General features: G+C 39.8%; 23 protein-coding genes and 1 tRNA gene. 13 read left to right on the top strand and 11 right to left on the bottom strand.

What is annotated here, in order from left to right:
- Nucleotides 1-46 precede the first annotated feature (46 nt).
- Both B9Y87_RS11645 and B9Y87_RS11640 read right to left on the bottom strand, forming a co-directional pair.
- Nucleotides 47-123, bottom strand: a tRNA-Ala gene (locus B9Y87_RS11645).
- A gap of 72 nt (nt 124-195) precedes the next feature.
- Complete coding sequence (locus B9Y87_RS11640) at nt 196-993, bottom strand: universal stress protein (protein ID WP_085499179.1); 798 nt, start codon at nt 991-993, stop codon at nt 196-198.
- A gap of 245 nt (nt 994-1,238) precedes the next feature.
- Here B9Y87_RS11640 and B9Y87_RS11635 point away from each other — a divergent pair, with 245 nt between their 5' ends.
- The 4 genes from B9Y87_RS11635 to B9Y87_RS11620 are packed head-to-tail and all read left to right on the top strand — an operon-like array spanning nt 1,239 to nt 4,363.
- Complete coding sequence (locus B9Y87_RS11635) at nt 1,239-1,739, top strand: GNAT family N-acetyltransferase (protein WP_085499178.1); 501 nt, start codon at nt 1,239-1,241, stop codon at nt 1,737-1,739.
- 12 nt (nt 1,740-1,751) lie between these two features.
- Nucleotides 1,752-3,086, top strand: a complete 1,335-nt coding sequence (locus tag B9Y87_RS11630) for an MATE family efflux transporter (protein ID WP_085499177.1) — start codon at nt 1,752-1,754, stop codon at nt 3,084-3,086.
- A gap of 26 nt (nt 3,087-3,112) precedes the next feature.
- The gene (locus tag B9Y87_RS11625) at nt 3,113-3,883 is read left to right on the top strand and encodes an enoyl-CoA hydratase/isomerase family protein (RefSeq protein ID WP_085499176.1); all 771 of its coding nucleotides are present in this window, start codon (nt 3,113-3,115) and stop codon (nt 3,881-3,883) included.
- 3 nt (nt 3,884-3,886) lie between these two features.
- Entirely contained in the window at nt 3,887-4,363 is a 477-nt protein-coding gene (locus tag B9Y87_RS11620; RefSeq protein ID WP_085499175.1) for a DUF4199 domain-containing protein, read from the top strand.
- 165 nt (nt 4,364-4,528) lie between these two features.
- Here the strand turns inward: B9Y87_RS11620 and B9Y87_RS11615 are convergent, their stop codons facing one another.
- Nucleotides 4,529-5,173 (bottom strand): 2OG-Fe(II) oxygenase, encoded by a 645-nt coding sequence (locus B9Y87_RS11615; RefSeq protein WP_085499174.1) that lies wholly within the window; start codon nt 5,171-5,173, stop codon nt 4,529-4,531.
- 184 nt (nt 5,174-5,357) lie between these two features.
- On the opposite strand from B9Y87_RS11615, the gene B9Y87_RS11610 reads away from it, so the two are divergent.
- From B9Y87_RS11610 to B9Y87_RS11600, 3 genes are read left to right on the top strand one after another with little or no spacing between them, the layout of a single operon-like run.
- On the top strand, nt 5,358-6,566 hold the full coding sequence (locus B9Y87_RS11610; protein WP_085499173.1) for a CehA/McbA family metallohydrolase domain-containing protein: 1,209 nt from the start codon (nt 5,358-5,360) through the stop codon (nt 6,564-6,566).
- Between the two features lie 40 nt (nt 6,567-6,606).
- The gene (locus B9Y87_RS11605) at nt 6,607-7,056 is read left to right on the top strand and encodes a 6-pyruvoyl trahydropterin synthase family protein (protein WP_085499172.1); all 450 of its coding nucleotides are present in this window, start codon (nt 6,607-6,609) and stop codon (nt 7,054-7,056) included.
- Nucleotides 7,057-7,076: 20 nt separating this feature from the next.
- Nucleotides 7,077-7,844, top strand: a complete 768-nt coding sequence (locus B9Y87_RS11600; protein ID WP_085499255.1) for a UDP-2,3-diacylglucosamine diphosphatase — start codon at nt 7,077-7,079, stop codon at nt 7,842-7,844.
- A gap of 137 nt (nt 7,845-7,981) precedes the next feature.
- Here B9Y87_RS11600 and recJ read toward each other — a convergent pair whose 3' ends face one another.
- Genes recJ through B9Y87_RS11585 form a run of 3 tightly spaced genes read right to left on the bottom strand, consistent with a single transcriptional unit; the run spans nt 7,982 to nt 12,058 of the window.
- Nucleotides 7,982-9,700, bottom strand: coding sequence for a single-stranded-DNA-specific exonuclease RecJ (gene recJ / locus B9Y87_RS11595; RefSeq protein WP_085499171.1), 1,719 nt, complete (start codon nt 9,698-9,700; stop codon nt 7,982-7,984).
- 5 nt (nt 9,701-9,705) lie between these two features.
- Nucleotides 9,706-11,616, bottom strand: a complete 1,911-nt coding sequence (locus tag B9Y87_RS11590) for a peptide-N-glycosidase F-related protein (RefSeq protein ID WP_085499170.1) — start codon at nt 11,614-11,616, stop codon at nt 9,706-9,708.
- Nucleotides 11,617-11,635: 19 nt separating this feature from the next.
- Nucleotides 11,636-12,058 carry an OsmC family protein gene (locus tag B9Y87_RS11585; protein WP_085499169.1) on the bottom strand — a complete coding sequence of 141 codons (423 nt, stop codon included), beginning with the start codon at nt 12,056-12,058 and terminating at the stop codon, nt 11,636-11,638.
- Between the two features lie 55 nt (nt 12,059-12,113).
- Between B9Y87_RS11585 and B9Y87_RS11580 the strand changes: the two genes are divergently transcribed.
- On the top strand, nt 12,114-12,704 hold the full coding sequence (locus tag B9Y87_RS11580) for a carboxymuconolactone decarboxylase family protein (protein ID WP_085499168.1): 591 nt from the start codon (nt 12,114-12,116) through the stop codon (nt 12,702-12,704).
- A gap of 492 nt (nt 12,705-13,196) precedes the next feature.
- Here the strand turns inward: B9Y87_RS11580 and B9Y87_RS11575 are convergent, their stop codons facing one another.
- The 4 genes from B9Y87_RS11575 to purN all read right to left on the bottom strand — a co-directional run bounded on the left by B9Y87_RS11575 (nt 13,197) and on the right by purN (nt 17,358).
- A complete protein-coding gene (locus B9Y87_RS11575) occupies nt 13,197-15,095 on the bottom strand; it encodes an amidophosphoribosyltransferase (protein ID WP_085499167.1) in 1,899 nt (632 codons plus the stop codon).
- A gap of 44 nt (nt 15,096-15,139) precedes the next feature.
- A complete protein-coding gene (locus B9Y87_RS11570) occupies nt 15,140-16,066 on the bottom strand; it encodes a PfkB family carbohydrate kinase (protein WP_085499166.1) in 927 nt (308 codons plus the stop codon).
- A gap of 87 nt (nt 16,067-16,153) precedes the next feature.
- Nucleotides 16,154-16,789 carry a ribonuclease H1 domain-containing protein gene (locus B9Y87_RS11565; protein WP_085499165.1) on the bottom strand — a complete coding sequence of 212 codons (636 nt, stop codon included), beginning with the start codon at nt 16,787-16,789 and terminating at the stop codon, nt 16,154-16,156.
- Nucleotides 16,789-17,358, bottom strand: coding sequence for a phosphoribosylglycinamide formyltransferase (purN, locus tag B9Y87_RS11560; protein ID WP_085499164.1), 570 nt, complete (start codon nt 17,356-17,358; stop codon nt 16,789-16,791). The genes B9Y87_RS11565 and purN overlap by 1 nt, the downstream gene beginning before the upstream one ends.
- Nucleotides 17,359-17,517: 159 nt before the next feature.
- Here purN and B9Y87_RS11555 point away from each other — a divergent pair, with 159 nt between their 5' ends.
- The 5 genes from B9Y87_RS11555 (at nt 17,518) to pyk (ending at nt 21,951) form a co-directional block, all read left to right on the top strand.
- Nucleotides 17,518-17,751, top strand: a complete 234-nt coding sequence (locus tag B9Y87_RS11555) for an acyl carrier protein (RefSeq protein ID WP_008269813.1) — start codon at nt 17,518-17,520, stop codon at nt 17,749-17,751.
- A gap of 111 nt (nt 17,752-17,862) precedes the next feature.
- Entirely contained in the window at nt 17,863-19,113 is a 1,251-nt protein-coding gene (gene fabF / locus B9Y87_RS11550) for a beta-ketoacyl-ACP synthase II (RefSeq protein WP_085499163.1), read from the top strand.
- An 8-nt stretch (nt 19,114-19,121) separates the two neighbouring features.
- Nucleotides 19,122-19,865: a ribonuclease III gene (gene rnc, locus B9Y87_RS11545; RefSeq protein WP_085499162.1), complete on the top strand. Its 744-nt coding sequence runs from the start codon at nt 19,122-19,124 to the stop codon at nt 19,863-19,865.
- Between the two features lie 174 nt (nt 19,866-20,039).
- Nucleotides 20,040-20,504, top strand: a complete 465-nt coding sequence (locus B9Y87_RS11540; protein ID WP_085499161.1) for an IPExxxVDY family protein — start codon at nt 20,040-20,042, stop codon at nt 20,502-20,504.
- A 4-nt stretch (nt 20,505-20,508) separates the two neighbouring features.
- Nucleotides 20,509-21,951: a pyruvate kinase gene (pyk, locus tag B9Y87_RS11535; RefSeq protein ID WP_085499160.1), complete on the top strand. Its 1,443-nt coding sequence runs from the start codon at nt 20,509-20,511 to the stop codon at nt 21,949-21,951.
- Between the two features lie 67 nt (nt 21,952-22,018).
- On the opposite strand, the gene dinB is transcribed toward pyk, so the two are convergent.
- The gene (dinB, locus tag B9Y87_RS11530) at nt 22,019-23,116 is read right to left on the bottom strand and encodes a DNA polymerase IV (protein WP_085499159.1); all 1,098 of its coding nucleotides are present in this window, start codon (nt 23,114-23,116) and stop codon (nt 22,019-22,021) included.
- Between the last annotated feature and the right edge of the window lie 57 nt (nt 23,117-23,173).

Genomic DNA, 23,173 nt, shown 5'->3' with positions numbered 1-23,173 from the left:
ATAAAAAAGCTCCAAAAGTTAAAAACTCTTGAAGCTCTGTATTTATTGGTGGAGAATACCGGAGTCGAACCGGTGACCTCTTGCCTGCCAGGCAAGCGCTCTAGCCAGCTGAGCTAATCCCCCAAATTTGGCTGCCGCAAAGAAAATACTTTTTCCAACATAATCAAAGCACAATTTCAGCTATTTCCAAATTTCTTAGTCTTTCTTCACACTTAAGACCAATACAGGTACCGGGGCGTAGAATTCCGATTTAAGGATAGTGTTCCTTTCCCATAGTTTTTTGAAAAATCCTCTTTTTCTTCTAAAAACACATAATAAGTCCGGATGTTTGGCCTCAAAATGTTGCAGGACTCCCAAATAGGTAGATGGATTTTCAGATTGGGTAAGTTCAGAACTCAGACCCATTAAAGACATGTTTATTTTAAGATCTTCCTTGGTATAGCCTGGGGTCTTTACAAATAATAGACTCACCTTGGATTCGAATTTTTTCTTAATTTCAACCAAGGGGTTTAAAATACTCTTCTGCTTTAATACCCCCGATTTAAAGGCTGTCAATATGGTTTTAAACGGTTTAAAAACGGTCCCTTTTGGTACAATAAGGGTAGGAATATCTGTTTGTTTTACAATTTTACCAGAAGTATTTCCTAAATAATATTCTTCTCGGATGTCATTACTTCTAGGTGCCAAAATAATTAGGTCAATTCCTAGATCCCTATCAATATCTTTAAGTCCGTCAACAATGTCACCGTTGTAGGTAGCTATCTTTATATTTATATTCCTCGCATCCACCTTGTCAATGACCCCTTTTATATGTTCTTTGGTACTTTCGTCCAGTTTTTCCCTAATATTGGCCAAGCTGCTGGCACTGGCACTAACACTAAATACTTCCATTACATAGATGTTGGAGTCGAATTCGGTAGCAAAGTCAACCGCATATTGTAATGTTTCATGGGCATTTTCAGAGGTTCCGATGGGAACGAGGATGTTTTTCATCTGTTTAGGTTTATTTAATTATTGGTCAGATGTAATTCGCCATATTAATCATTTCAGTAAATATCCAAAATTGTTATGGCTCATTTCATAAGTTCAGTATTAATTGCTTTTAACGCCCATACTTGTTTGTTGGTCAGACATGGCGTAGTTAAACATCTTGGTTAATATCAAATAAAGGGTTGTTCCCTTTCTTTGATAGCATTATTCACGAATAGCATAAATTTACAAATTAAATTCAACCGTACATGATTCGATTGGCAAAGATATTGGAAATTCCGGATATTCTTAATATTACAAAGGCCTGTGCAAAAAGCATGATAGACCAGGGCATTTATCAATGGAACGAGTTTTATCCCTCAAAGGAAGCCTTTGAAAAGGATATTGACCGTAAGGAACTTTATGTTTTGGAGAAAAATGGGGAAATAATTGGAACAATCGTAGTATCCACGTTAATGGATGATGAGTATTTTCCAATTAACTGGTTAACTCCAAATACAAATAATCTTTACATTCACCGCTTGGCAGTGCATCCTAAGGAACAAAAAAAGGGTTATGCCCAAGATCTAATGGATTTTGCGGAAGATTATGCCCGTAAAGGTGGGTTTATATCCGTAAGGCTGGATACTTTCAGTAAAAACAGCCGCAATAATAAATTCTATCAGGCACGTGGTTACCGGGAGGTTGGGGATATATATTTTCCTAAGCAAAGTGAATTTCCCTTTCATTGTTATGAGTTAATTTTATAAAAGATTCTTTTTTTGAAAACCCCAATAAATTTTAAAACCATAAATAATCTTGCCATTCCCGCAACTATTGCGGGTATTGCCGAACCAATTCTGTCCATAACGGATACCGCCATTGTGGGCAACATACCCGAAGATGGTATGGAATCCTTGGCAGCAGCGGGAATAGTGGGTTCGTTTTTATCCATGTTGATTTGGATATTGGGTCAGACGCGTAGTGCCATCTCGGCTATAATTTCCCAATATTTAGGTGCTGGGAAGTTGGAGAGGGTTAAAACACTACCGGCACAGGCCATTTTCCTAAACATTCTGCTAAGTATTTTAATCCTTCTCTCCACGGTATTTATAGTGGAGGAAATATTTGTTTTGCTCAACGCCTCTGGAAAAATTTTGGAACTCTGTATTTCTTACTATTCCATACGGGTCTGGGGTTTTCCCTTAACCCTTTTTGTATTTGCGGTTATGGGTATTTTTAGAGGTCTGCAAAATACCTATTACCCAATGTTGATTGCCATTACGGGGGCTGTTTTAAATATAGTAATGGATTTTATCTTGGTTTATGGGGTAGAAGGGATTGTTTCCCCAATGTATTTGGAAGGGGCGGCATGGGCCAGTTTAATTGCCCAAGGTATTATGGCTTTAATGGCATTTGTACTGCTGATTACAAAAACAGATATCAGTTTGGCCCTTAAATTTCCCCTTCATCCGGAATTGGGCAGGTTGGTGGTCATGAGTTTGAATCTCTTTGTAAGGGCACTGGCCTTAAACATTGCCTTGATCTTGGCTGTTAGGGAGGCTACTGCCTTAGGGGACAAATATATAGGGGCGCATACCATTGCAATTAATCTATGGCTTTTTTCGGCTTTTTTTATTGACGGCTATGGGGCAGCAGGGAATATTATGGGGGGAAAGCTTCTGGGGGCCAAGAACTACGACGGACTTTGGGAATTGGCCAAAAAAATAATGTTGTATGGTTTTGTGATAAGTTTGATACTTGTTGTTGTGGGCTTTTTGTTCTATGGACCTATTGGGCGTATATTCTCCAATGATATAACGGTATTGCAAACCTTTTATTCCATATTTTTTATCCTTATTCTAGGAATTCCGATGAATATGGTTGCCTTTGTTTTCGATGGACTATTTAAAGGTTTGGGGGAAATGAAATACCTTAGGAATGTTTTATTGGTGGCCACCTTCCTAGGTTTTGTTCCTATGCTATTCCTTGGTAAATTCCTTGGATGGGGCCTATATGGAATATGGATAGCCTTTACGCTTTGGATGTTTATAAGGGGAGGGGCTTTGGTATGGAAATTTAGACGAAAGTTTCGTCCGCTTCTTCAAAACGCTTAAATTTGAAATACCACTAAGATAATAATATGGGTACAAGCCGATCTAACGGAAGTTTATATACAAGCATCATCAATGGCATAGCCACGGTAGAATTTGGTCATCCGGCCAGTAATTCATTTGTATCCGAACTATTGGAAAGACTCACAAAGACTTTGGGTGAATTATCCAATAATGTGGAGGTATCTGTCATTGTATTAAAATCCGAAGGGGATAGGGCATTCTGTGCAGGAGCCTCTTTTGATGAATTATTGGAAGTGAAAGACCTGTCCGAAGGTAAAATATTCTTCAGTGGGTTTGCCCATCTTATCAATGCAATGAGGACCTGTAAAAAGATAATCGTGGGCAGGGTGCAAGGTAAGGCCGTTGGCGGTGGGGTAGGAATTATTTCTGCATGCGATTATGTTTTTGCCGTTGAGGCGGCCTCCATACGTTTATCCGAGTTAACCATAGGCATTGCACCCATGGTGATTGCACCGGCGGTTCAACGAAAAATTGGCGTTGCCGCCCTATCCGAACTGTCGCTTTCCCCCAATGAATGGAAAAACGCTTATTGGGCGCAGGAAAAGGGGTTGTTTTCTAAAGTTTTTGATAAAACGGTGGAAATGGACAAGGGACTGGGAATATTCACTGAAAAATTGGCCAGCTATAATCCTGAGGCATTGGAGGAATGGAAAAAGGTGCTTTGGGAAGGGACAGGTCATTGGGACACTTTACTGACCAACCGGGCAGAAATAACCGGACGTTTGGCTATTTCAGAAGCAACTAAGAAAGCAATTGAAAAATTCAAAAATAACTAGATTATGAGTAAGTACCGTATTGAAATTAAATGGGCCATTATTTTTGCACTGGCTACCCTGCTTTGGATGGTCTTTGAGAAATCTATGGGCTGGCACGATGTACTCATTGAAAAGCACGCCATATATACCAATTTTTTTGCCATCATAGCTGTAGCAGTATATGTGTTGGCACTTTTGGATAAAAGAAAGGTGGATTATGATGGAAAAATGAGTTGGAAACAGGGATTTATAAGCGGTATTATTTTAAGTGTGATCATTGCCGTAATTAGTCCGTTAACACAATATATCACCAGTACATTAATTACGCCCGAATATTTTACAAATATTATTAATTTTGTGGTGGATTCTGGTAAAATGGATCAGGAAGCTGCGGAGAGCTATTTTAATTTAAAGAGCTATATACTTCAAAGTCTTTTTGGTGCATTGACCATGGGGATCGTTACTTCGGCGATTGTGGCGTTTTTTGTGAAGAAACAATAACCGGCACCGTTCACCGTTTTATTTTTTTAAACTTTTACAATGGATATTTTATCGTTCTTAAACGGGAACTTTGTTTTCCCTCTTCTCGCCTTGGTTTTATTGGTAGTTTATTTCGTTAATCGAATCAAAAACAATAGAAAATTCAAAAGATAAGTAAGTTGAAGGTTACCTGGTCTTTAACCAACCAGTGATGCTGAGCCTTTCACGATGGGCGGGTTTTACTTCGTGCTCCAATTCCTGACTTTCAAAAATAACGACCCTTCCCGGAAATGGGGCAATATGTTTTGCCTCTTCCCCATGTTCCGTTGGTAAGTATAGTACCAATTCACCACCATCTTTTTCTGGTATCCAGTCTGGTTCATTCAAATAACAGACCATGGAAAGTTTACGCCTATCGTCATTCTGAAAGGTATCCAAATGTCTCTTATAAAAAGTACCCTCTGGATAGATGGCATAGTGAAATTCTTTGAAAAGGATGCCCATAAAGCAGGTCTTGTTCAAATAGTTTGCCAATTCATTAATTTTCAGAAAAAATTGTTGTTCCAATATATCGTTGCTGCTTTCATCCATCCAAAGGATAAAATCGCCACGGATTGCCTTAATGATCAATTCGTTGACACGGTTCCCAATAGCCGCTTTTTTAAACTGGTCCTCTTCATATTTGGCCAGTAGGGAATTACGCAATTGGGCCACATCCCCGGGAGAGAAAAAATCATCCACAATACTGTATTTCTGTATTAGGATATCCTCTATCACTTTTTCATAAAGTGGATTCTCCTTAAACTCCAGTTGTTCAAATAATTCTACCAAGTTTTTATGGTTTTAAAAATCGCTCAAAAATAGATGAAAATGCAATTGGTTTTACACCGCATGTTACGTGATTCATATTTGTTATGATTGGGGTATTGTTTAATTGTAATGTTTATAGCTTATTCACTGATTTCTAATACATTTTCATTAACTTTCTCTCCTTAATTTCCAAACCAACCTAGATATGAGATTTATTTTATCCTCTATTTTATTGATTTTGACCTTTTTGATCGGAGGCTGCGGTGATAGCACTAAAAGTGCTAAGGGCGCTGTAAAGAAAAAATGGTATAAAGGGAATTTGCATACCCATTCCTTCTGGAGCGATGGGGACGAGTTTCCTGAAACTATTTTGGATTGGTACAAGTCCAACGACTACCAATTTATAGCCCTGTCGGACCATAATACCATTTCTATGGAGGAAAAATGGATACAGGTTAGGGAAGATTCTGTTTATCAAAACAGCTTTAAGAACTATTTGGCAACTTATGGGGAAGATTGGGTAGATTATAAAACAGACTCTGGAAAAGTGCAAGTAAAATTAAAGACCTATGCAGAGTATAGGGATCTTTTTGAAAAGCCTGAAGATTTTTTGGTGATTCATTCGGAGGAAATTACCGACGGGTTCGAGGGTAAGCATGTTCATATGAATGCTACCAATATTCAGCAAAAAATTGATCCCCAGGGAGGAAATAGCATTTCCGAAGTCATGCAAAATAATCTTGATGCGGTTCTAAACCAAAGGAAAGAAACGGGAGTTCCTATTATGCCACACATTAATCATCCTAATTTTTATTACAGCATAAGCCTTGAAGATATGATATCCTTGAAGGGAGAGCGCTTTTTTGAAGTGTACAACGGACATCCCGCAGTGCACAATATGGGAGATACTACCCATATTTCTACTGAGGAAATGTGGGATCAGATTAATATATCCTATATAGCGGCCAAAAAGCCCCTTATGTATGGATTGGCGACCGATGATTCCCATAGTTACCATAAAAGGGGCAGAAAATGGAGCAATTCCGGGAGGGGATGGGTAGTGGTGAAGTCTGATTCCTTATCGGCTCCGTCATTGATAGAGGCCATGGAGAGAGGTGATTTTTATTCCTCCACCGGGGTTACTCTTAAAACCTTGGATATTGACGATAGGAATATAAAGGTGGAAGTGGAACCGGAAGCTGGTGTTGACTATACCATAAGTTTTATAGGCTGTCTAAAAGAGGAAACGGAGGTTAAGGAATTGAAGACTGTAGAAGGGACTACTGCCAATTTTGAGCTAACGGATGATATACTCTTTATAAGGAGCAAAATTACTTCTACTAAGCTTCAGGAAAATCCAATAGAGGACATCAAATACGAAACTGCTTGGACCCAGCCATATCTAAACAATTAGTTTCGCAGAATAAATTACCTTTGCAGTCCAAATAAATAATATGGGCAACATTCGTATTACCAAACAGTTTAATTTTGAAACTGGACATGCTTTGTTCGGTTATGATGGTAAATGTAGAAATGTACATGGGCACAGTTATAAACTTTCCGTAACAGTAATTGGGAAGCCTATTACCGATACTACCCATGTAAAATTGGGAATGGTCATAGATTTTGGGGATTTGAAGAGAATTGTGAAGGAAGAAATTGTAGATCAATTTGATCACGCCACGGTTTTTAATAAAAATACCCCCCATGTGGAATTGGCACAGGAACTAACAGATAGGGGGCACAATGTTATCTTGGCCAACTATCAACCAACCAGTGAAAATATGGTATTGGATTTTGCGGATAGAATTAAAGCGAGGTTGCCTAAAAATATCAGCCTACATTCATTAAAGTTACAGGAAACCGATACCTCTTTTGCGGAATGGTACGCTTCTGATAATTAAAATGGCCCGTGATGAAAACCATAGACGTTCCCGAGGGTAAAAAAATCTACTTCTCTAGTGATAATCATTTAGGGGCCCCCACCAAGGACCTTAGTTTTCCACGGGAAAAAAAGTTTGTGGCATGGTTGGATAATATTAAAGAAGATGCTGCCGCTATTTTTCTGCTCGGGGATCTTTTCGATTTTTGGTTCGAATATAAAACGGTAGTGCCCAAGGGCTTTACCCGTACCTTGGGAAAATTGGCCGAAATTACCGATTCGGGCATTCCGGTGTACTATTTTGTGGGCAACCATGATTTATGGATGAACGGCTATTTTGAAGAAGAGTTGAACATTCCTGTATATCACCAACCCCAATCCTTTCTTTTAAATGGAAAGTCATTTTTAATAGGGCATGGAGATGGCCTGGGTCCTGGGGACAAAGGATACAAACGGATGAAAAAAGTATTCACCAACCCGGTATCCAAATGGCTTTACAATTGGTTGCATCCAGATTTTGGGGTGAAACTGGCCCAATATCTTTCCGTGAAGAATAAAATGATTTCCGGCGATGAGGATATAAAATTTTTAGGTGAGGAGAACGAATGGCTGGTGCAATATTGTAGGCGAAAACTGGAGCAGCAGCATTATGACTATTTTGTTTTTGGACATCGGCACCTACCTCTGGAAATACCCTTAAATGAAAAATCTACTTACGTAAATTTAGGGGATTGGATTTCGTACTATACCTATGGGGAATTTGATGGAGCTTCCTTGTCCCTGAAAAAATATGAACCTTCTGAGGGTTGAACTATCATAGGGGAATTTCGGAAACGTATATAGGCCTATTTACCTTCGCAGTAAAAAAGTAGTAAAATTCCTATTTATATTTGTAGTTATAGCCTATTAAAAGTATATTTTATTGATACCATCAAGTTATCAATAAATTAAAATTGATAACTATTATGTTCTTTTAGGTCTTTTAACTTCATTTGAAGGGCTATATTACCCTGCCATTCGTTTTCATCCAATGTAAATACGGCACTTACTGTTTTATCTAAAACCGTAGGTAAATACTTACCCAAATTAAATCCTATAGCATCAATTGCCGACCTCTTGGAGCCGTTATTTTTGTCAAAAAGTTTACATTTTAAATGTTTTCCTTCTTGGCCGACCACTTTTGCGTATCCGGTATCCCTGAGATTTTCGGCCATGAAAACGGGGGTCATATTTCCTGGGCCAAAAGGGGCAAATTGTTTAATAATGCGCATTAACTTTGGGGTAATTTGATCTATGCCAATTATAGCATCCACCATAATTTCAGGAGACATTAGATTTGGATCCATGGTTTTGGCAACCACTTCCTCAAATTTGGCTTTAAAGGCCTCGTAATTCTCTTCAAGTAAAGTTAATCCGGCGGCATACATATGCCCGCCAAATTGTTCAATAGTATCCGAACATCCCTCCAAAGCCTCATAAACGTCAAAACCTTTAATGGACCTGGCGGAAGCTGCTAATTTATTGCCGCTCTTTGTAAAGACCAAAGTGGGTCTATAATAGGTTTCTATGAGACGGGAGGCCACAATTCCTATCACCCCTTTATGCCAGGTTTCATTGTAAACGACGGAGGTAAATCCTTCCTCTTCTTTATTTTCTTGGATCTGTAAAAGTGCCTCTTGGGCAATGATCTGGTCCAGGTTTCTTCTATCCGTATTAAATTTCTCTATTTCGGCGGCAAAAAATTCCGCCTTTTCCAAATCGGTTTCCTTTAACAGGTTAACGGCGTGTTGCCCATGTTCCATACGCCCTGCAGCATTAATTCGCGGAGCAATTATAAAAACCACATCGGTAATGGTAAGGACTTGTTTTTTTATCTGATTGATGATGGCCTTGAACCCGGCCCTGGGTTCTTGGTTGATCACTTGGAGACCCCAATACGCCATGACCCTATTTTCCCCGGTAATGGGCACTATATCCGCGCCTATGGCCGTAGCCACCAGATCCAAATAAGGAACTAAATCTTCAATGGTTTCCCCTTTTTTGCTCCCCAGCGCTTGTATCAATTTAAATCCTACCCCACAGCCGCACAGTTCGTTATATGGATAGGAACAATCTGCCCTCTTGGGGTCCAATACGGCTACCGCATCGGGTAATGTATTCCCAGGTCTATGGTGATCACAAATAATAAAGTCGATACCTTTCTCCCTTGCATACTCAACCTTGTCAATGGCCTTTACCCCACAATCCAGAGCAATTATTAATGAAAAGCCGTTGTCCTCGGCAAAATCTATACCTTGATAGGATACCCCATAGCCTTCGTTGTAGCGGTCTGGGATATAGGTGGCCACGTTGGGGTAGGCACTTTCCAAATAGGAGGAAACTAAGGCTACCGCGGTAGTTCCATCCACGTCGTAATCCCCGAAAATCAGTATGTTTTCCTGATTCGCAATGGCCTTATCTATACGCTCTACCGCCTTGTCCATATCCTTCATTAAAAAGGGATCGTGTAGGTCCGAAAGCTGTGGCCTAAAAAACCTCTTGGCATCTTCGTAATTGGTAATGCCCCGTTGCAATAATAGTTGTGCAACCAAATCCTCCACCTTTAATATAGAGGCCAAAGCATCTATTTGTGCTTGTTCGGGTATTGGTTTAATGGTCCATCGCATGGTAATTACTCCTTAAGCCTAATTCTATTTTTAAATACCTCTTTGCCGTCAATAACCACTTTAAGATAGTAGCGCATTTTGGGCAAATAGGAGAGGTCATATGTAAAAATACCCTTTTTGAAATTTAGGTAGGTATGGGTCTCCACTATTTTAGTCTCATCCTCCTGTTGGGTAATAATGACCTCCACATCTTTTTCGACATTGGCAAAATAATCCAATGTTACCGGGCCCTCCGTTCTGGCTGGGAACATGTTTATGGACGGTTCGTTGTCCAAATGATAGGGAACTCCAGGTTCTACTCTAAAGTTATATATAATATGGCTCCCAAAATCGGAATTAAAATGTTTTATGGCTTGCCCCAAAGTATCCAATAGTTTAACGCTACCATTGCCATCTTTTGCCTTAAACCAAAACTCAAGTCCATCCCCTCCTTTATCATATACCTTAAAAGTATAGTTGCCCTTTTGTAGTCTGAGGGTATCCAAATAGACGGTATTAGGTTTAAGATCTACGCTATCTCTTTTGAATATTGGTTTTCCGTAGCTATCGGTAACGGAATATTCATTTTGACCGGGCTTACTGTTTGTCTTAAAATAGATAACAGCGGACTCGGGTAAGATATTAGGTTTGGTATAGACCGAGCTTTTGGAATTGTCCAATCCGTAACCATCTTTTTTGCCATTGGGTCTTTTTAACGCCACGTAAAATTTAGCGGAATCCTTTTCACTGTATATTTCTTCCGGTAATGTTAGTATTGCTGTTTCCCCAAAGGGAATGTCCCCTTTCCATTTATATTCCTTTGGTTTCTGTCCCTCTAGAAAATAATTTACTACCAAAGATTTTAAATTGTTCTGGCCATTGTTCTTTATCCGGATAACGGCCAAGGCTCCCGTTTCATTTTTTCTACTGTGGATTTTTTCATTGGAAGGGGATATGATATCCACTAAAGCTACGTCATTTTCGGCGTTTATCTTGCCGTATTCCAGTACATAGGCCACTAGAAGTTCTTTTGCACTGGGTTTTTCCGTTTCATAGGGTTCCATATTAAGGTCAATGGTAAATTCCTGTCCTGAATATAAGTCAAAACTTACCTCATCTGGTTGCAATAAATAACCGGGGCACCAGTTGGCCCGGTCAAAGATCCAGGTCCCGGCTTGTGGATATAAGGGGTTATCTCCACATTCCATCCACAATTGCTTTCTATTGATGACCTTGCCGTTATACAGTATGTCACGGTATTTATCACAAAATTCTCCACAGCCATTGGCATCCATTCCATGGCCGGTCTGATGTATTTTTACTTTCCCAAAAGTTGATTTGCTATGGGCATTTATGGTTACGGGTTGTAAATGATTTTCAATGGGGTTGGTTTTATCCCCATAACTATAATTACCATCGTAGACCTTATGTATGGCCAGTTGCTCGGCAACGGGAGTCCCATAAGTAATTTCAAAATCCACGGTAACCTTCCATCCGCGGGTCTTGTTGTCCTCGTAACCTGTATGTATATAATCTACCTCGAGGCTATCCCTTAAAATGGGACTAAAATCTGTAATGTCCACCTTCCAATCAAATCGCCAATCTTCCTGAAATCTCCCGCCATACGGAGTGAGCATTCTAGCAATTTCATAGTTGGTGGTGTCATTTTTTTGCCTCACTTTAATGTGATCCACATAATCCCAGTCGGCACAGCGCATATTGTCAGGGCATTCAAAAGTGAGATTTAAGACTATTTGGCGAATTTCCTTGCTTTGGGGAGGAAAGAGGGCCCAATGCTTATAACTATTTTCACCTTTTGATGGGTCGGTTACAATGGTTTCCTGGTTGTGGCTTATAATATTTTCGGTATGCTGGGCCTGTAAAATATGCAGGGAACATAGAAAACCATACATTAAAAACAAAATTCTATTGATCATTGGAAAGTTGAGCGCCTAATTATTGTTTGTTGAAATAGGTTTTGATTTCCAATGTTGAGAACTGCCGGAACATTTCCATTACGCCACAATATTTTTCCACTGAAAGGTCAACCGCTCTCTGTAACTTTTTTTCGTTGAGGTTATCGCCGGAAAAATGATATTCTATCAATACCTTGTCATAATATTTGGGGTCCTCCTCGGTTAGGTTGGCAATAGTCTCTATTTTAAAGGCTTCGACCTCTAGTTTCATTTTTTTAATTAGGGACGCTACATCCAGACCAGAGCAACCGGCCAAAGCGGTCAACATAAGAGCTTTAGGACGGTATCCCATGCCTTCTCCCCCATTTTCGGGGGCTACATCTATAATTAGGTTGTTTCCGGACGGATTGTTGCTTTCAAAGGCCATATTACCAAGCCATTTGGTGGTGATTTGATTTGTCATGTAGGTGTTTTTTTCGTTACTTGTATAGGTCAAAAATACGCATAATTCACAAATCATGTCCCTTGTAGACCCTTTAGATGCCGATCATGATTCAGCGACCAAAAAGTTGGCCGAATTTTTTAATGAAACTTTGGGTTTTTGTCCTAATTCGGTATTGACCATGCAGCATAGGCCCGCTATTTCCAAGGCGTTCATTAACCTGAATATGGCGGTGATGGCCAATGAGGGAAGGGTAAGCTCGGCTTTGAAAAGAATGATGGCCTGGGTAAGTAGTAATGCCACGGGTTGTCGCTATTGCCAGGCACATGCCATAAGGGCGGCAGAACGTTACGGGGCGGAACAGGAACAATTGGATAATATCTGTGAGTATAGGACGCATTCGGCATTTTCAGAGGCCGAACGGGTAGCCTTGGATTTTGCATTGGCAGCTTCCCAGGTACCCAATACCATGAATTCTAAAATAAAGAAAGCCCTATATAAATACTGGGATGAAGGAGAGATAGTGGAAATGCTGGGGGTCATTTCTTTGTTCGGCTTTTTAAACCGCTGGAACGACACTATGGCTACAAGCTTGGAAGATGATGCTATAGAAAGTGGTAAGCAGTATTTGGAAAAATATGGTTGGGATAGGGGAAAGCACGTTTAGTGAAAATATTTTCTGTTGCAATGTGGAAACCGTCCAAAGAATTTCGATTTGGCTTTAGGCAGTTCTTAATGCCTAAATATCATTACAGATCAGTACAAAAATAAAAAGGCAGAGCATAGCTCTACCTTTTTCCCCAAATCTTACCATGAACTTAACCTACTTATGCTATGGTCCTCCAAAAGTATACTAATGTAAGTTGTGGGAAAAAGGTTTTAGATGAATGTCTCTTTAATAAGTTGAAATACTCCTTATTCGATAAACAGTAATTTATATAGGATGTAATACAGCGCGGTCTGTATATAGGATTGGTACCAATAAAAAAGGTGGAGTAGTCTCCACCTTTTTTGCCCCAAATCTTACCATGAACTTAACCTACTTATGCTATGGCACTACTAAAGTACATGCGCTTAGTAGCTTTTTGATCAAAAAGACGTTAAAGAGTGTATTTCATCGATGAAGTGCATAAAATCCTACGCTTAAACGATGAAATGATTAGTATGCCCTTTCGTTTTTGCCTTCAAAAAAGTTTATAAACGCCCTGTTTACCACGCGGTTACCCCCAGGTGTGGGATAATTGCCTGTAAAGTACCAATCTCCCAAATTTTTGGGACAGGCTTCATGTAGGTTTTCAATATTTTGATATATAACCTGAACCTCGGCTTTAATGTCTGGCGGACTTAATAATTGCCCAATTTTATCGGAAATCTCATCTGCAGTAAAAGGAGCATAGAATTCCTTTACGTAATTGACCACCTCAGAATCCTGTGTTTTGGTCTGTAGCAAGCATTTTTTGTAGATTTCTTCCACAAGATGCATCGTGTTCCTTTCTTCATGTAGGGCCAAAGCAGCTTTAAATGCCACGAAATCCTCCAGTTTTGCCATATCTATTCCGTAACAGTCAGGATAACGTATTTGTGGTGCGGATGAGACAACTATAATTTTCTTAGGCAATAGTCGGTCCAATATTCTTAGGATACTCTTTTGAAGGGTGGTTCCTCTAACGATGCTATCATCAATGATGACCAAATTATCATTTTCCTTCACAGATCCATAGGAGATATCATACACGTGAGCCACCAAATCGTCCCTACTACTGTCCTGAGTTATAAAGGTTCGTAGTTTGGCATCTTTTATGGCTACTTTCTCAATCCTAGGCCTTACTTCCAGAATCTCATGTAGTTCTTCCCGTGTTATTTTTCTGCCAATAGAAAGAATTTGTTCTTCTTTCTTCTTGTTCATGTAGTTCTGTGCCGCGATTACCATTCCAAAAAAGGAAGTTTCCGCAGTATTGGGAATATAGGAGAATACGGTATTTTTTATATCGTTGTCTATTGCTTTCAGAATTATGGGAAAAAGCAGTTTTCCCAACATTTTTCTTTCCTGATAGATTTCCTTATCACTTCCTCTGGAGAAATATATACGTTCAAAAGAACAGGCCTTTCGTTCGGTAGGTTCTAAAATCTTCTTGATTTTAACCTTGCCGTTCTTTTTGATAATAATAGCGTGGCCTGGGTCCAATTCCTTAACATCGTCGAAGCTAACATTGAATACCGTTTGAATGGCAGGTCTTTCAGATGCCACTACGGCAATCTCGTCGTCTTTATAGTAATACGCAGGTCTAATCCCCGCAGGGTCTCTAAGTACAAAGGAATCACCATGTCCCAAAAGTCCGGCCATGGCATATCCACCGTCAAAATTTTTGGCTGCTCTTTTTAAGATCTTGGCAACATTTAATCTTTCCGCGATCAATGGCGAGGCCTCCCTTTTGTTAAACCCTTCTTTTTTAATATCCTTATAGAGCTGTGCAACGGCATCGTCCAGGAAATGACCAATTTTCTCCATAACTGTAACGGTATCGGCCTTTTCTTTGGGGTGCTGCCCAATTTGTACAAGGTTGTCGAATAGTTCATTAACATTGGTCATGTTAAAATTTCCGGCAACGATCAGGTTACGGTGCATCCAATTGTTTTGTCTTAAAAAAGGATGTACGCTCTCTATGCTGTTTTTGCCAAAAGTTCCATATCGAACGTGTCCCAAAAGTACTTCCCCGATGTAGGGAATATGCTTTTTTTGCTTGGGAACATCATTCAGATATTCCGGATTTTCTTTAAATGAAGTATTGATACGGTCATTTATTTGGGCAAAAATGTCCTGTATAGGTTGTTGGTCTATGGAGCGTACCCTACTCATATATCGCTCGCCCGCCTCCATGTCCAATTTAATACTGGCAAAACCGGCACCGTCCTGGCCACGGTTATGCTGTTTTTCCATCATCAGGTACATCTTGTTTACCCCGTAAAAGGCAGAACCGTACTTTTCTTGATAATATTCCAACGGCTTTAATAACCGAATCAGGGAAATTCCACATTCATGCTTAATAGCGTCGCTCATGGTAACTTTAAATTAAAAATGCCCTGTAAAATTAGGGCACATATTTATTGTAATTCAATATCAAATTGGGTAAGCTCCTTAAACTGGAGCAACCTGTTGTTGACCTCTTTCTTTTCTAATTTTTCCATTCTTTCGGTGCCAAAACGCTCCACACAGAATGATGCTAAATTGGAACCGTGTATCACCGCACTCTTTAGGTTGTTGAAACTTATGTTTTCCGATTCCGCCAAATATCCGGTAAAGCCACCTGCAAAGGTATCTCCTGCGCCCGTTGGATCAAATACCTCTTCCAAGGGCAGCGCCGGTGCAAAAAATACCTTGGATTTGTGAAACAATAGGGCTCCGTGCTCCCCTTTTTTTATGACCACAAATTTAGGGCCCATTACATGTATTTTTTCAGCGGCCCTTACCAAGGAGTGTTCTCCGGTTAATTGCCTGGCCTCTTCATCATTAATGGTGATCACATCTATGTGTTTAATAACTTCCTTCAACGCTTCAAGCGCATGGTCCATCCAAAAGTTCATGGTATCCAATACTATTAGTTTTGGTCGTTCTTCCATTTGATTAATTACACTCAGTTGCGTGTCCGGATGTAAATTTCCCAACATTAGTACCTCTGCGTCCTTAAAATTGTTTGGAACTACTGGTGTAAAGTCGGCAAGTACGTTCAATTCGGTAGATAAGGTGTCCCTGGAATTAAGATCGTTGTGATATTTTCCGCTCCAAAAGAAGGTTTTGCCCCCCTTAATAACCTGTAAGCCGGAAATATCAATATTTTTTTCGGTCAAAAGATTCAAATAATCCTGTGGGAAATCTTCGCCCACAACAGAAACAATGGCAGATTTAACTTTGAACTGTGAAGCTGCCAATCCAATAAAGGTGGCAGCCCCTCCCAAAATTTTATCAGTTTTGCCGAAAGGGGTTTCTATAGCGTCAAATGCAACAGTTCCTACTATTAAAAGTTTGCCCATTAAATTTCGAAATTTGCTGCAAAGATAGGTTTTTGAACTGCGAATTCCACAGCAATGGAAATCAAATTTTAAAAAATGATGATATCCCTATTTTCTGCCAAAATCTGCAGGTATTTCACCCCAGGCCTTGGTTTCCCATTTCACTATGGTTGTGGTGTAGGTGTTTTTTTCAAGCCACGTAATGGCGCGCCTTACCAAATCGAAAACTACTTTGTTTTCAGGGGTTTCGGGCAATTTGGAGTTACAGCTTTTTTTTCGGACCCAACTCATGGCCGTTTTGGAATCCGTGTATATTATTCGGTCGCTATTCTGTTGTTTCAAATAGGCCAATCCATGTACCAGGGCCAAAAACTCGCCAATATTATTGGTACCTTGCTTAAATGGCCCCTGTTTAAATAGCTCTTTTTTGGTTTTGGTATCTACTCCCCTGTATTCCATGATACCTGGATTACCACTAGAAGCGGCATCTACCGAAATGGAATTGTAATTGGGCTTGCCTATTTTACTAATTTGCTCCTTGCTCAGTGCAGCGGAAGTAATTTTTTTGCCTTTATAATCATCATAATTGCCGCTGTATGCCTTTTTTGCGGCCTCAAAGGTGGGGAAGGATTTGTATTGTGCCCCCTTGTAGTTGGTGATAGCCGCTTTACAGTCTTTCCAGCTGGTGTATATTCCTGGTCGACTTCCCTTCCAAACGGTATAGAATTTTTCTTTTTTGGCCATTATGTCCCCATTAAAACCTGCCCAATCACCTTGGGGAAATGTTCATATTCCAAGCGATGGACCTTTTCTGCAATCATATCCGGAGTATCCGTAGGGCTTAAAGCAACCTTTGCCTGCTTAATGATGGCGCCTTCGTCATAATTTTCGTTTACATAGTGGATGGTTATCCCCGTTTCCGTCTCATTATTGCTTTTAACCGCTTCGTGAACGTACATACCGTACATTCCCTTGCCGCCGTATTTTGGGAGCAATGCCGGATGGATGTTTATAATTCTATCGGGGTAGCTGGCGATGAGGTTGTCTGGAATTTTCCAGAGAAATCCTGCCAAAACGATGAGGTCCGGATCAAGGGCCTTAATTATGTTTAAAACGCAGTCCGAGCCATAAAACGAATGCCTGTTAAAGTATATGGCATTCAAATTTAATCGGTTACATCTTTCAAAAACTTGGGCGTCCTTTTTGTTGGATAGTACACAGCTAATGGAAACCTCGGGATTATCGTGAAAATATTGTGCTATGTTTTCAACGTTGGAACCGGAGCCGGAAGCAAATAGGACAATCCTTTTCATGTATTGTTTTGGGGTTAAGACGGAAAATAATTTTGGGCTAAAATAGCACTCTTGTGTTTAATTTTATTAAATTACATCACATTTTAACGACAAATAGTGTTATTAAACCAAAGTTTTTTATTTTTGCCATCAATTTAAATTTTTAAAACCGATATTATTATGTCAGACATTGCATCAAGAGTAAAAGCTATCATCGTAGATAAATTAGGTGTTGATGAGAACGAAGTTGTAACCGAAGCTAGCTTTACCAACGACTTAGGGGCAGATTCATTGGATACTGTTGAGTTGATAATGGAGTTCGAAAAAGAATTTGATATTCAAATTCCGGACGATCAAGCAGAAAACATTGCTACAGTTGGTCAAGCTATAAGTTATATAGAAGAAGCCAAGTAATTTTATGATTTCTTGAACAAGTTTCAAAATTATCCATGTGGTAAAGACGCTGCATGGATAATTTTTTTTAATTTACACCTAACTTAATAAGTTAAACAAAAATTTAGTTCAATGCAATTAAAGCGAGTTGTGGTTACTGGTCTAGGTGCTTTGACACCTATTGGCAATAATATTGAAGAGTATTGGGAAGGCCTGAAGAACGGAAAAAGTGGTTCGGCTCCCATTACTTATTATGATACAGAGAAGTTTAAAGTAAAATTTGCATGCGAATTAAAGAACTATAATGCCGAAGATTATTTTGATAGAAAAGAGGCGCGTAAATTGGATAGGTTTGCCCAATATGCCCTCATTTCTTCAGATGAAGCCATAAAAGACTCAGGATTGGATCTTGATAAGATAGATAAATTTCGAACCGGAGTAATCTGGGGAGCTGGTATAGGAGGATTGGAAACGTTTCAGAACGAAGTTTTAAATTTTGCCGCTGGAGACGGAACACCAAGGTTTAACCCATTCTTTATCCCAAAAATGATTGCTGATATTGCTCCTGGTAATATCTCTATAAAGCATGGTTTTATGGGTCCCAATTATACAACTGTATCCGCGTGTGCATCTTCTGCCAATGCTATTATCGATGCGTTGAACACTATTCGTTTGGGATATTGTGATGTTGTAGTGACTGGTGGTAGCGAAGCAGCAGTTACCATTGCCGGTATGGGAGGATTTGGGGCAATGCATGCGCTTTCCACACGTAATGACAGTCCAGAAACAGCTTCTAGGCCATTCGATGCCACTCGGGACGGATTTGTTTTGGGAGAAGGAGCTGGAGCGCTAATCCTTGAAGAATATGAGCATGCCAAAGCCAGGGGGGCAAAAATATATGCCGAGGTGGCAGGAGGAGGTTTATCCAGTGATGCTTACCACATGACGGCCCCACATCCTGACGGAATTGGTGTGGTTAGGGTAATGGAGAATTGTTTAAAGGACGCCGGATTAAAACCTGAAGATGTGGATGCCATTAATACACATGGTACTTCAACACCCTTAGGTGATGTTGCCGAATTAAAAGCGATAACCAAGGTTTTCGGAGAGCATGCGCATCAAATAAACATAAACTCCACAAAATCCATGACAGGGCATCTTTTAGGTGCTGCCGGTGCTATTGAGGCTATAGCTTCCATATTGGCCATGGAGCATGGATTGGTACCCCCTACCATAAACCATACAACGGTAGACGAGAATATTGATCCCAAATTAAACCTTACCCTGAATAAGGCTCAAAAAAGAGAGGTAAATGTTGCCCTGAGCAATACTTTCGGATTTGGGGGACATAATGCATGTGTAATATTTAAAAAAATTAGCTAAGTCATCATATGAACGCTTTTTCCAATTTATTTAATTCCCATTCAAAAAAGGATGGGGATTTTTTTTTGGGAATGAAAAAAATTTTGGGTTTTAAGCCGAAAAACCTGGAAATTTATCAAAAAGCGTTCGTTCATCGCTCTGCCAACAAAAAGGATAAGGCCGGTTTTCCTATGAATTATGAGCGCTTGGAGTTTCTTGGGGATGCCATGCTGGGAACCATAATTTCCAAGCACTTATACAGTAAGGTTCCGGATGGGGACGAAGGATATCTCACCAAAATGAGATCCAAAATCGTAAGTAGGGAGCACCTGAATGAGTTGGGGAAGGATCTAAAACTCATCGATTTTGTGGAGAGTAGAATTCCTAAATCACGTTTTGGCGACAATATACACGGAAATGTTTTTGAAGCCTTGGTTGGAGCTATTTATTTGGATAGGGGATATAAATTTTGCGAAAAGTTCATCAGCAAAAGGATAATAGATCCCTATGTAGATATCGAACAACTGGAGGGTAAGGTCATAAGCTATAAAAGCTTGGTGATAGAATGGTGCCAAAAGCAAAAAAAATCTTTTAATTACGATATCTACGAGGATACGGGTAATGATGTTGTTAAGCACTTTGCTGTGAAATTGTCCATCGCAGGCAAAATTGTGGCCAAAGCTAGGGCAACTTCAAAAAAGAAGGCCGAGGAACGGGCTTCCAAAAGGGCGTATTTTGCGTTACAGGACAAGATGGATAAATCCAATGAGTGATATCCTTAAATTAAAGGGCTATCTCCAAAATTTGGATAGAAATCCCTACAATGGACATAGGGGTTGAAAATTTTATTAAACTCCAACGTTTTCGTAGTCTGAACAACGTTTTATACTTGGAATGGATAGGCTAGTTTCGTTATTAATCCTATATTTACGCCTTTCACGGAAAGTATGGCAGCGATACACAAAATTTCGGAAGATTTTTATGAAGAAACTTTCACTTTAATCGCTTTGCACAGCAGTATAGAAGATTTTATGCTGGTATATGCACTTAATTCTTGCCTTAAAACCAAGTTAAAGAGGTCCGTGAACGATTTGGATTTGTCGCAAGGAGGCTCGTTCCCAATTTTTGATTGGAGAGATGAAGTAAATGATCGTTATTACACATTTGTAAGCAACAATGATGTAAGAGAAGAGGTGTTGGGTATAGGAAATCTGTTTCAGGATCAGCCAACTTTTACAAAATATCATTTGGTTCCTGAATATAGGGATGTCGATTATTTTTTAAAGATTGAACACGACGAATTGGACGTGGAAGATAATATTTTGAAGTCCGTACTAACAATACCAAAAGTCATAACGGCCTATTTGGTGGATGCAACTAAACTAAAATCTAAAAATAATTTAATTTTTTAAAATAATGCCAATAAATAAAAAGACAAAAATAGTAGCTACCCTAGGACCAGCTACTAGTACGAAGAGTGTTCTTAAGGACATGATTGAGGCTGGAGTGGATGTCTTTAGGATAAACTTTTCCCATGCCGACTATAAGGACGTAGCAGAGCGCATACAAATGATTCGTGATTTGAATGAGGAATTGGGTACTTACACCTCTATACTTGCCGATTTACAAGGACCAAAATTAAGGGTAGGCGTTATGGCCGGTGAAGTAGTGGTTTCCCCAGGAGATGAAATCACTTTTGTTACCGGTAAGCCTTTCGAGGGAAATGCGGAAAAAGTGTATATGAACTACACTAATTTTCCAAAAGATGTTAAAGCGGGTGAGCGTATCTTGTTGGATGATGGAAAGTTAATGTTTGAGGTAATTTCTACGAACTCCAAAGATGAAGTTAGGGCAAAAGTAATCCAAGGCGGGCCATTGAAATCCAAGAAAGGGGTTAACCTGCCAAACACCAATATCTCTTTACCGGCATTGACCGCAAAGGATATAAAGGATGCCATTTTTGCCATATCGCAAGACGTGGATTGGATAGCCCTTTCCTTTGTGAGATTTAGTCAGGATCTAATAGATCTTCAGAATATTATAAAGGAACATTCCGAGCATAAAATTCCAATTATTGCAAAAATTGAAAAACCTGAAGCGGTAGAAAACATTGATAAGATTGTGGCATATTGTGATGGATTGATGGTTGCAAGAGGGGATTTGGGAGTTGAGGTTCCGGCACAGGAAGTACCCCTTATCCAAAAGCAATTAGTACTAAGGGCCAAAAAGGCCAGGATACCGGTAATTATAGCCACCCAGATGATGGAAACCATGATTACCAGCCTTACACCTACCCGTGCCGAAGTGAACGATGTAGCCAACTCGGTAATGGATGGTGCCGATGCAGTAATGCTTTCAGGGGAAACTTCCGTTGGAAATTATCCTGTGCAGGTAATACAAAAAATGTCCAGTATCCTGGAAAGTGTTGAGAACTCAGAACTCATTAAGGTGCCACATGAGCCACCTCAGGTTAGGACCAACAGATATATCACCAAATCCATTTGTTTCCATGCCGCCAATATGGCCAACGAAATTAAGGCCAAGGCTATTTCTACTTTGACTAATAGTGGATATACGGCTTTCCAAATATCTGCATGGAGACCAAAGGCCCATATATTGGTATTTACCTCCAATAAAAGGATCCTTACCCAGCTTAACTTGTTGTGGGGAGTAAAGGCTTTTTATTACGATAAATATGTGTCTACGGACGAAACTATCGAGGATGTCAATAAAATGGCATGCCAGAAAGGATTTTTGGAAGTTGGGGACATGTTGATTAGTTTGGCGGCTATGCCTATAAAAGATAAGGGAATGGTGAATACCTTACGTGTTTCGCAGATAGAAAACTGTAATTTTTAGAAACGGATTCCCGAATACATTATTAAGGGCCTGTCTGGATGTTTAAACTGGACAGGTCTTTTTTTTATTACAAGTCGAATTTTAATTGTACGGTAAGTACCTTTTGTTCCAAAGGTTCATTTTTTTCCGTATTTAGATTGGATAGGGATATTCCTAAAAGGCGAACCGAATTTTCCAATTTTTCCTGGTAAAGCAGCGCTTTGGTAGTATCCAATATCAAGGATTTGTCCGCAATATAATAGGGTAGGGTCTTACTTCGCGTCTGAAGGCTGAAATCGCTATATTTTATTTTCAAGGTTACCGTTTTCCCTGATATCTTTGATTTTTTTAGGCGTTTTTCCAGTTCCGCGGCAATGTTCTCCAATCTTTGGAGCATAAAGATCTCACTGCTCAGATTTTCATTGAAAGTACGCTCGGCACCTACCGATTTTGGGATTCTATTGGGCTTTACCTCGCTGTTGTGAATACCTCTAACCACATGGTAGTAGTAATCCCCGCTTTTGCCAAAATGTTCCCTTAGAAATTCAACGGATTTCTGTTTAAGGTCTTTTCCCGTAAAAATACCGAGGTGATACATTTTATCGGCAGTTACCTTCCCCACCCCATAGAATTTTCTAATTTCCAGGTCTTCCAAAAAAGATATTACCTCTTCTGGATTAACGGTTTTTTGACCATTTGGCTTATTGTAGTCGCTCGCAACCTTGGCCAGGAATTTGTTAATGGATATTCCTGCCGACGCTGTGAGGCCCACTTCGTTAAAAATACGCTGTCTAATCTCTTCTGCTATAAGGGAGGCCGATGGATTTCCTTTTTTGTTGGTTGTAACGTCCAAATAGGCCTCGTCCAATGAAAGCGGTTCCACCAAATCTGTATAATCGAAAAATATATTTCTAATTTTAAGGGAAATCTCTTTGTAACGTTCAAAACGCGGGGGAACAAATATTAAACCGGGACAGTTTCTTTTGGCCAAATAACCACTCATTGCACTACGCACGCCAAATTTTCTGGCTTCGTAACTGGCGGCGGAAACCACACCCCTTTTTTCGGCCCCGCCAACGGCCAAAGGCTTGCCCTTTAGAGCAGGGTTGTCCATTTGCTCTACGGAGGCGTAAAACGCGTCCATATCTACATGGATTATTTTTCGTTGTGGGAAATCCAATTTCATACCGTAAATTTATAACAAGTTGGGGCTATTACGCCCAACCTAACATGTTAAACGCAG

Origin of the sequence: Arenibacter troitsensis (assembly GCF_900177645.1) — a bacterium.
Lineage (GTDB): Bacteria > Bacteroidota > Bacteroidia > Flavobacteriales > Flavobacteriaceae > Arenibacter > Arenibacter troitsensis.
Note: the sequence above shows the minus strand (reverse complement) of the source record. Positions and strands in the feature narration are given on the sequence as shown.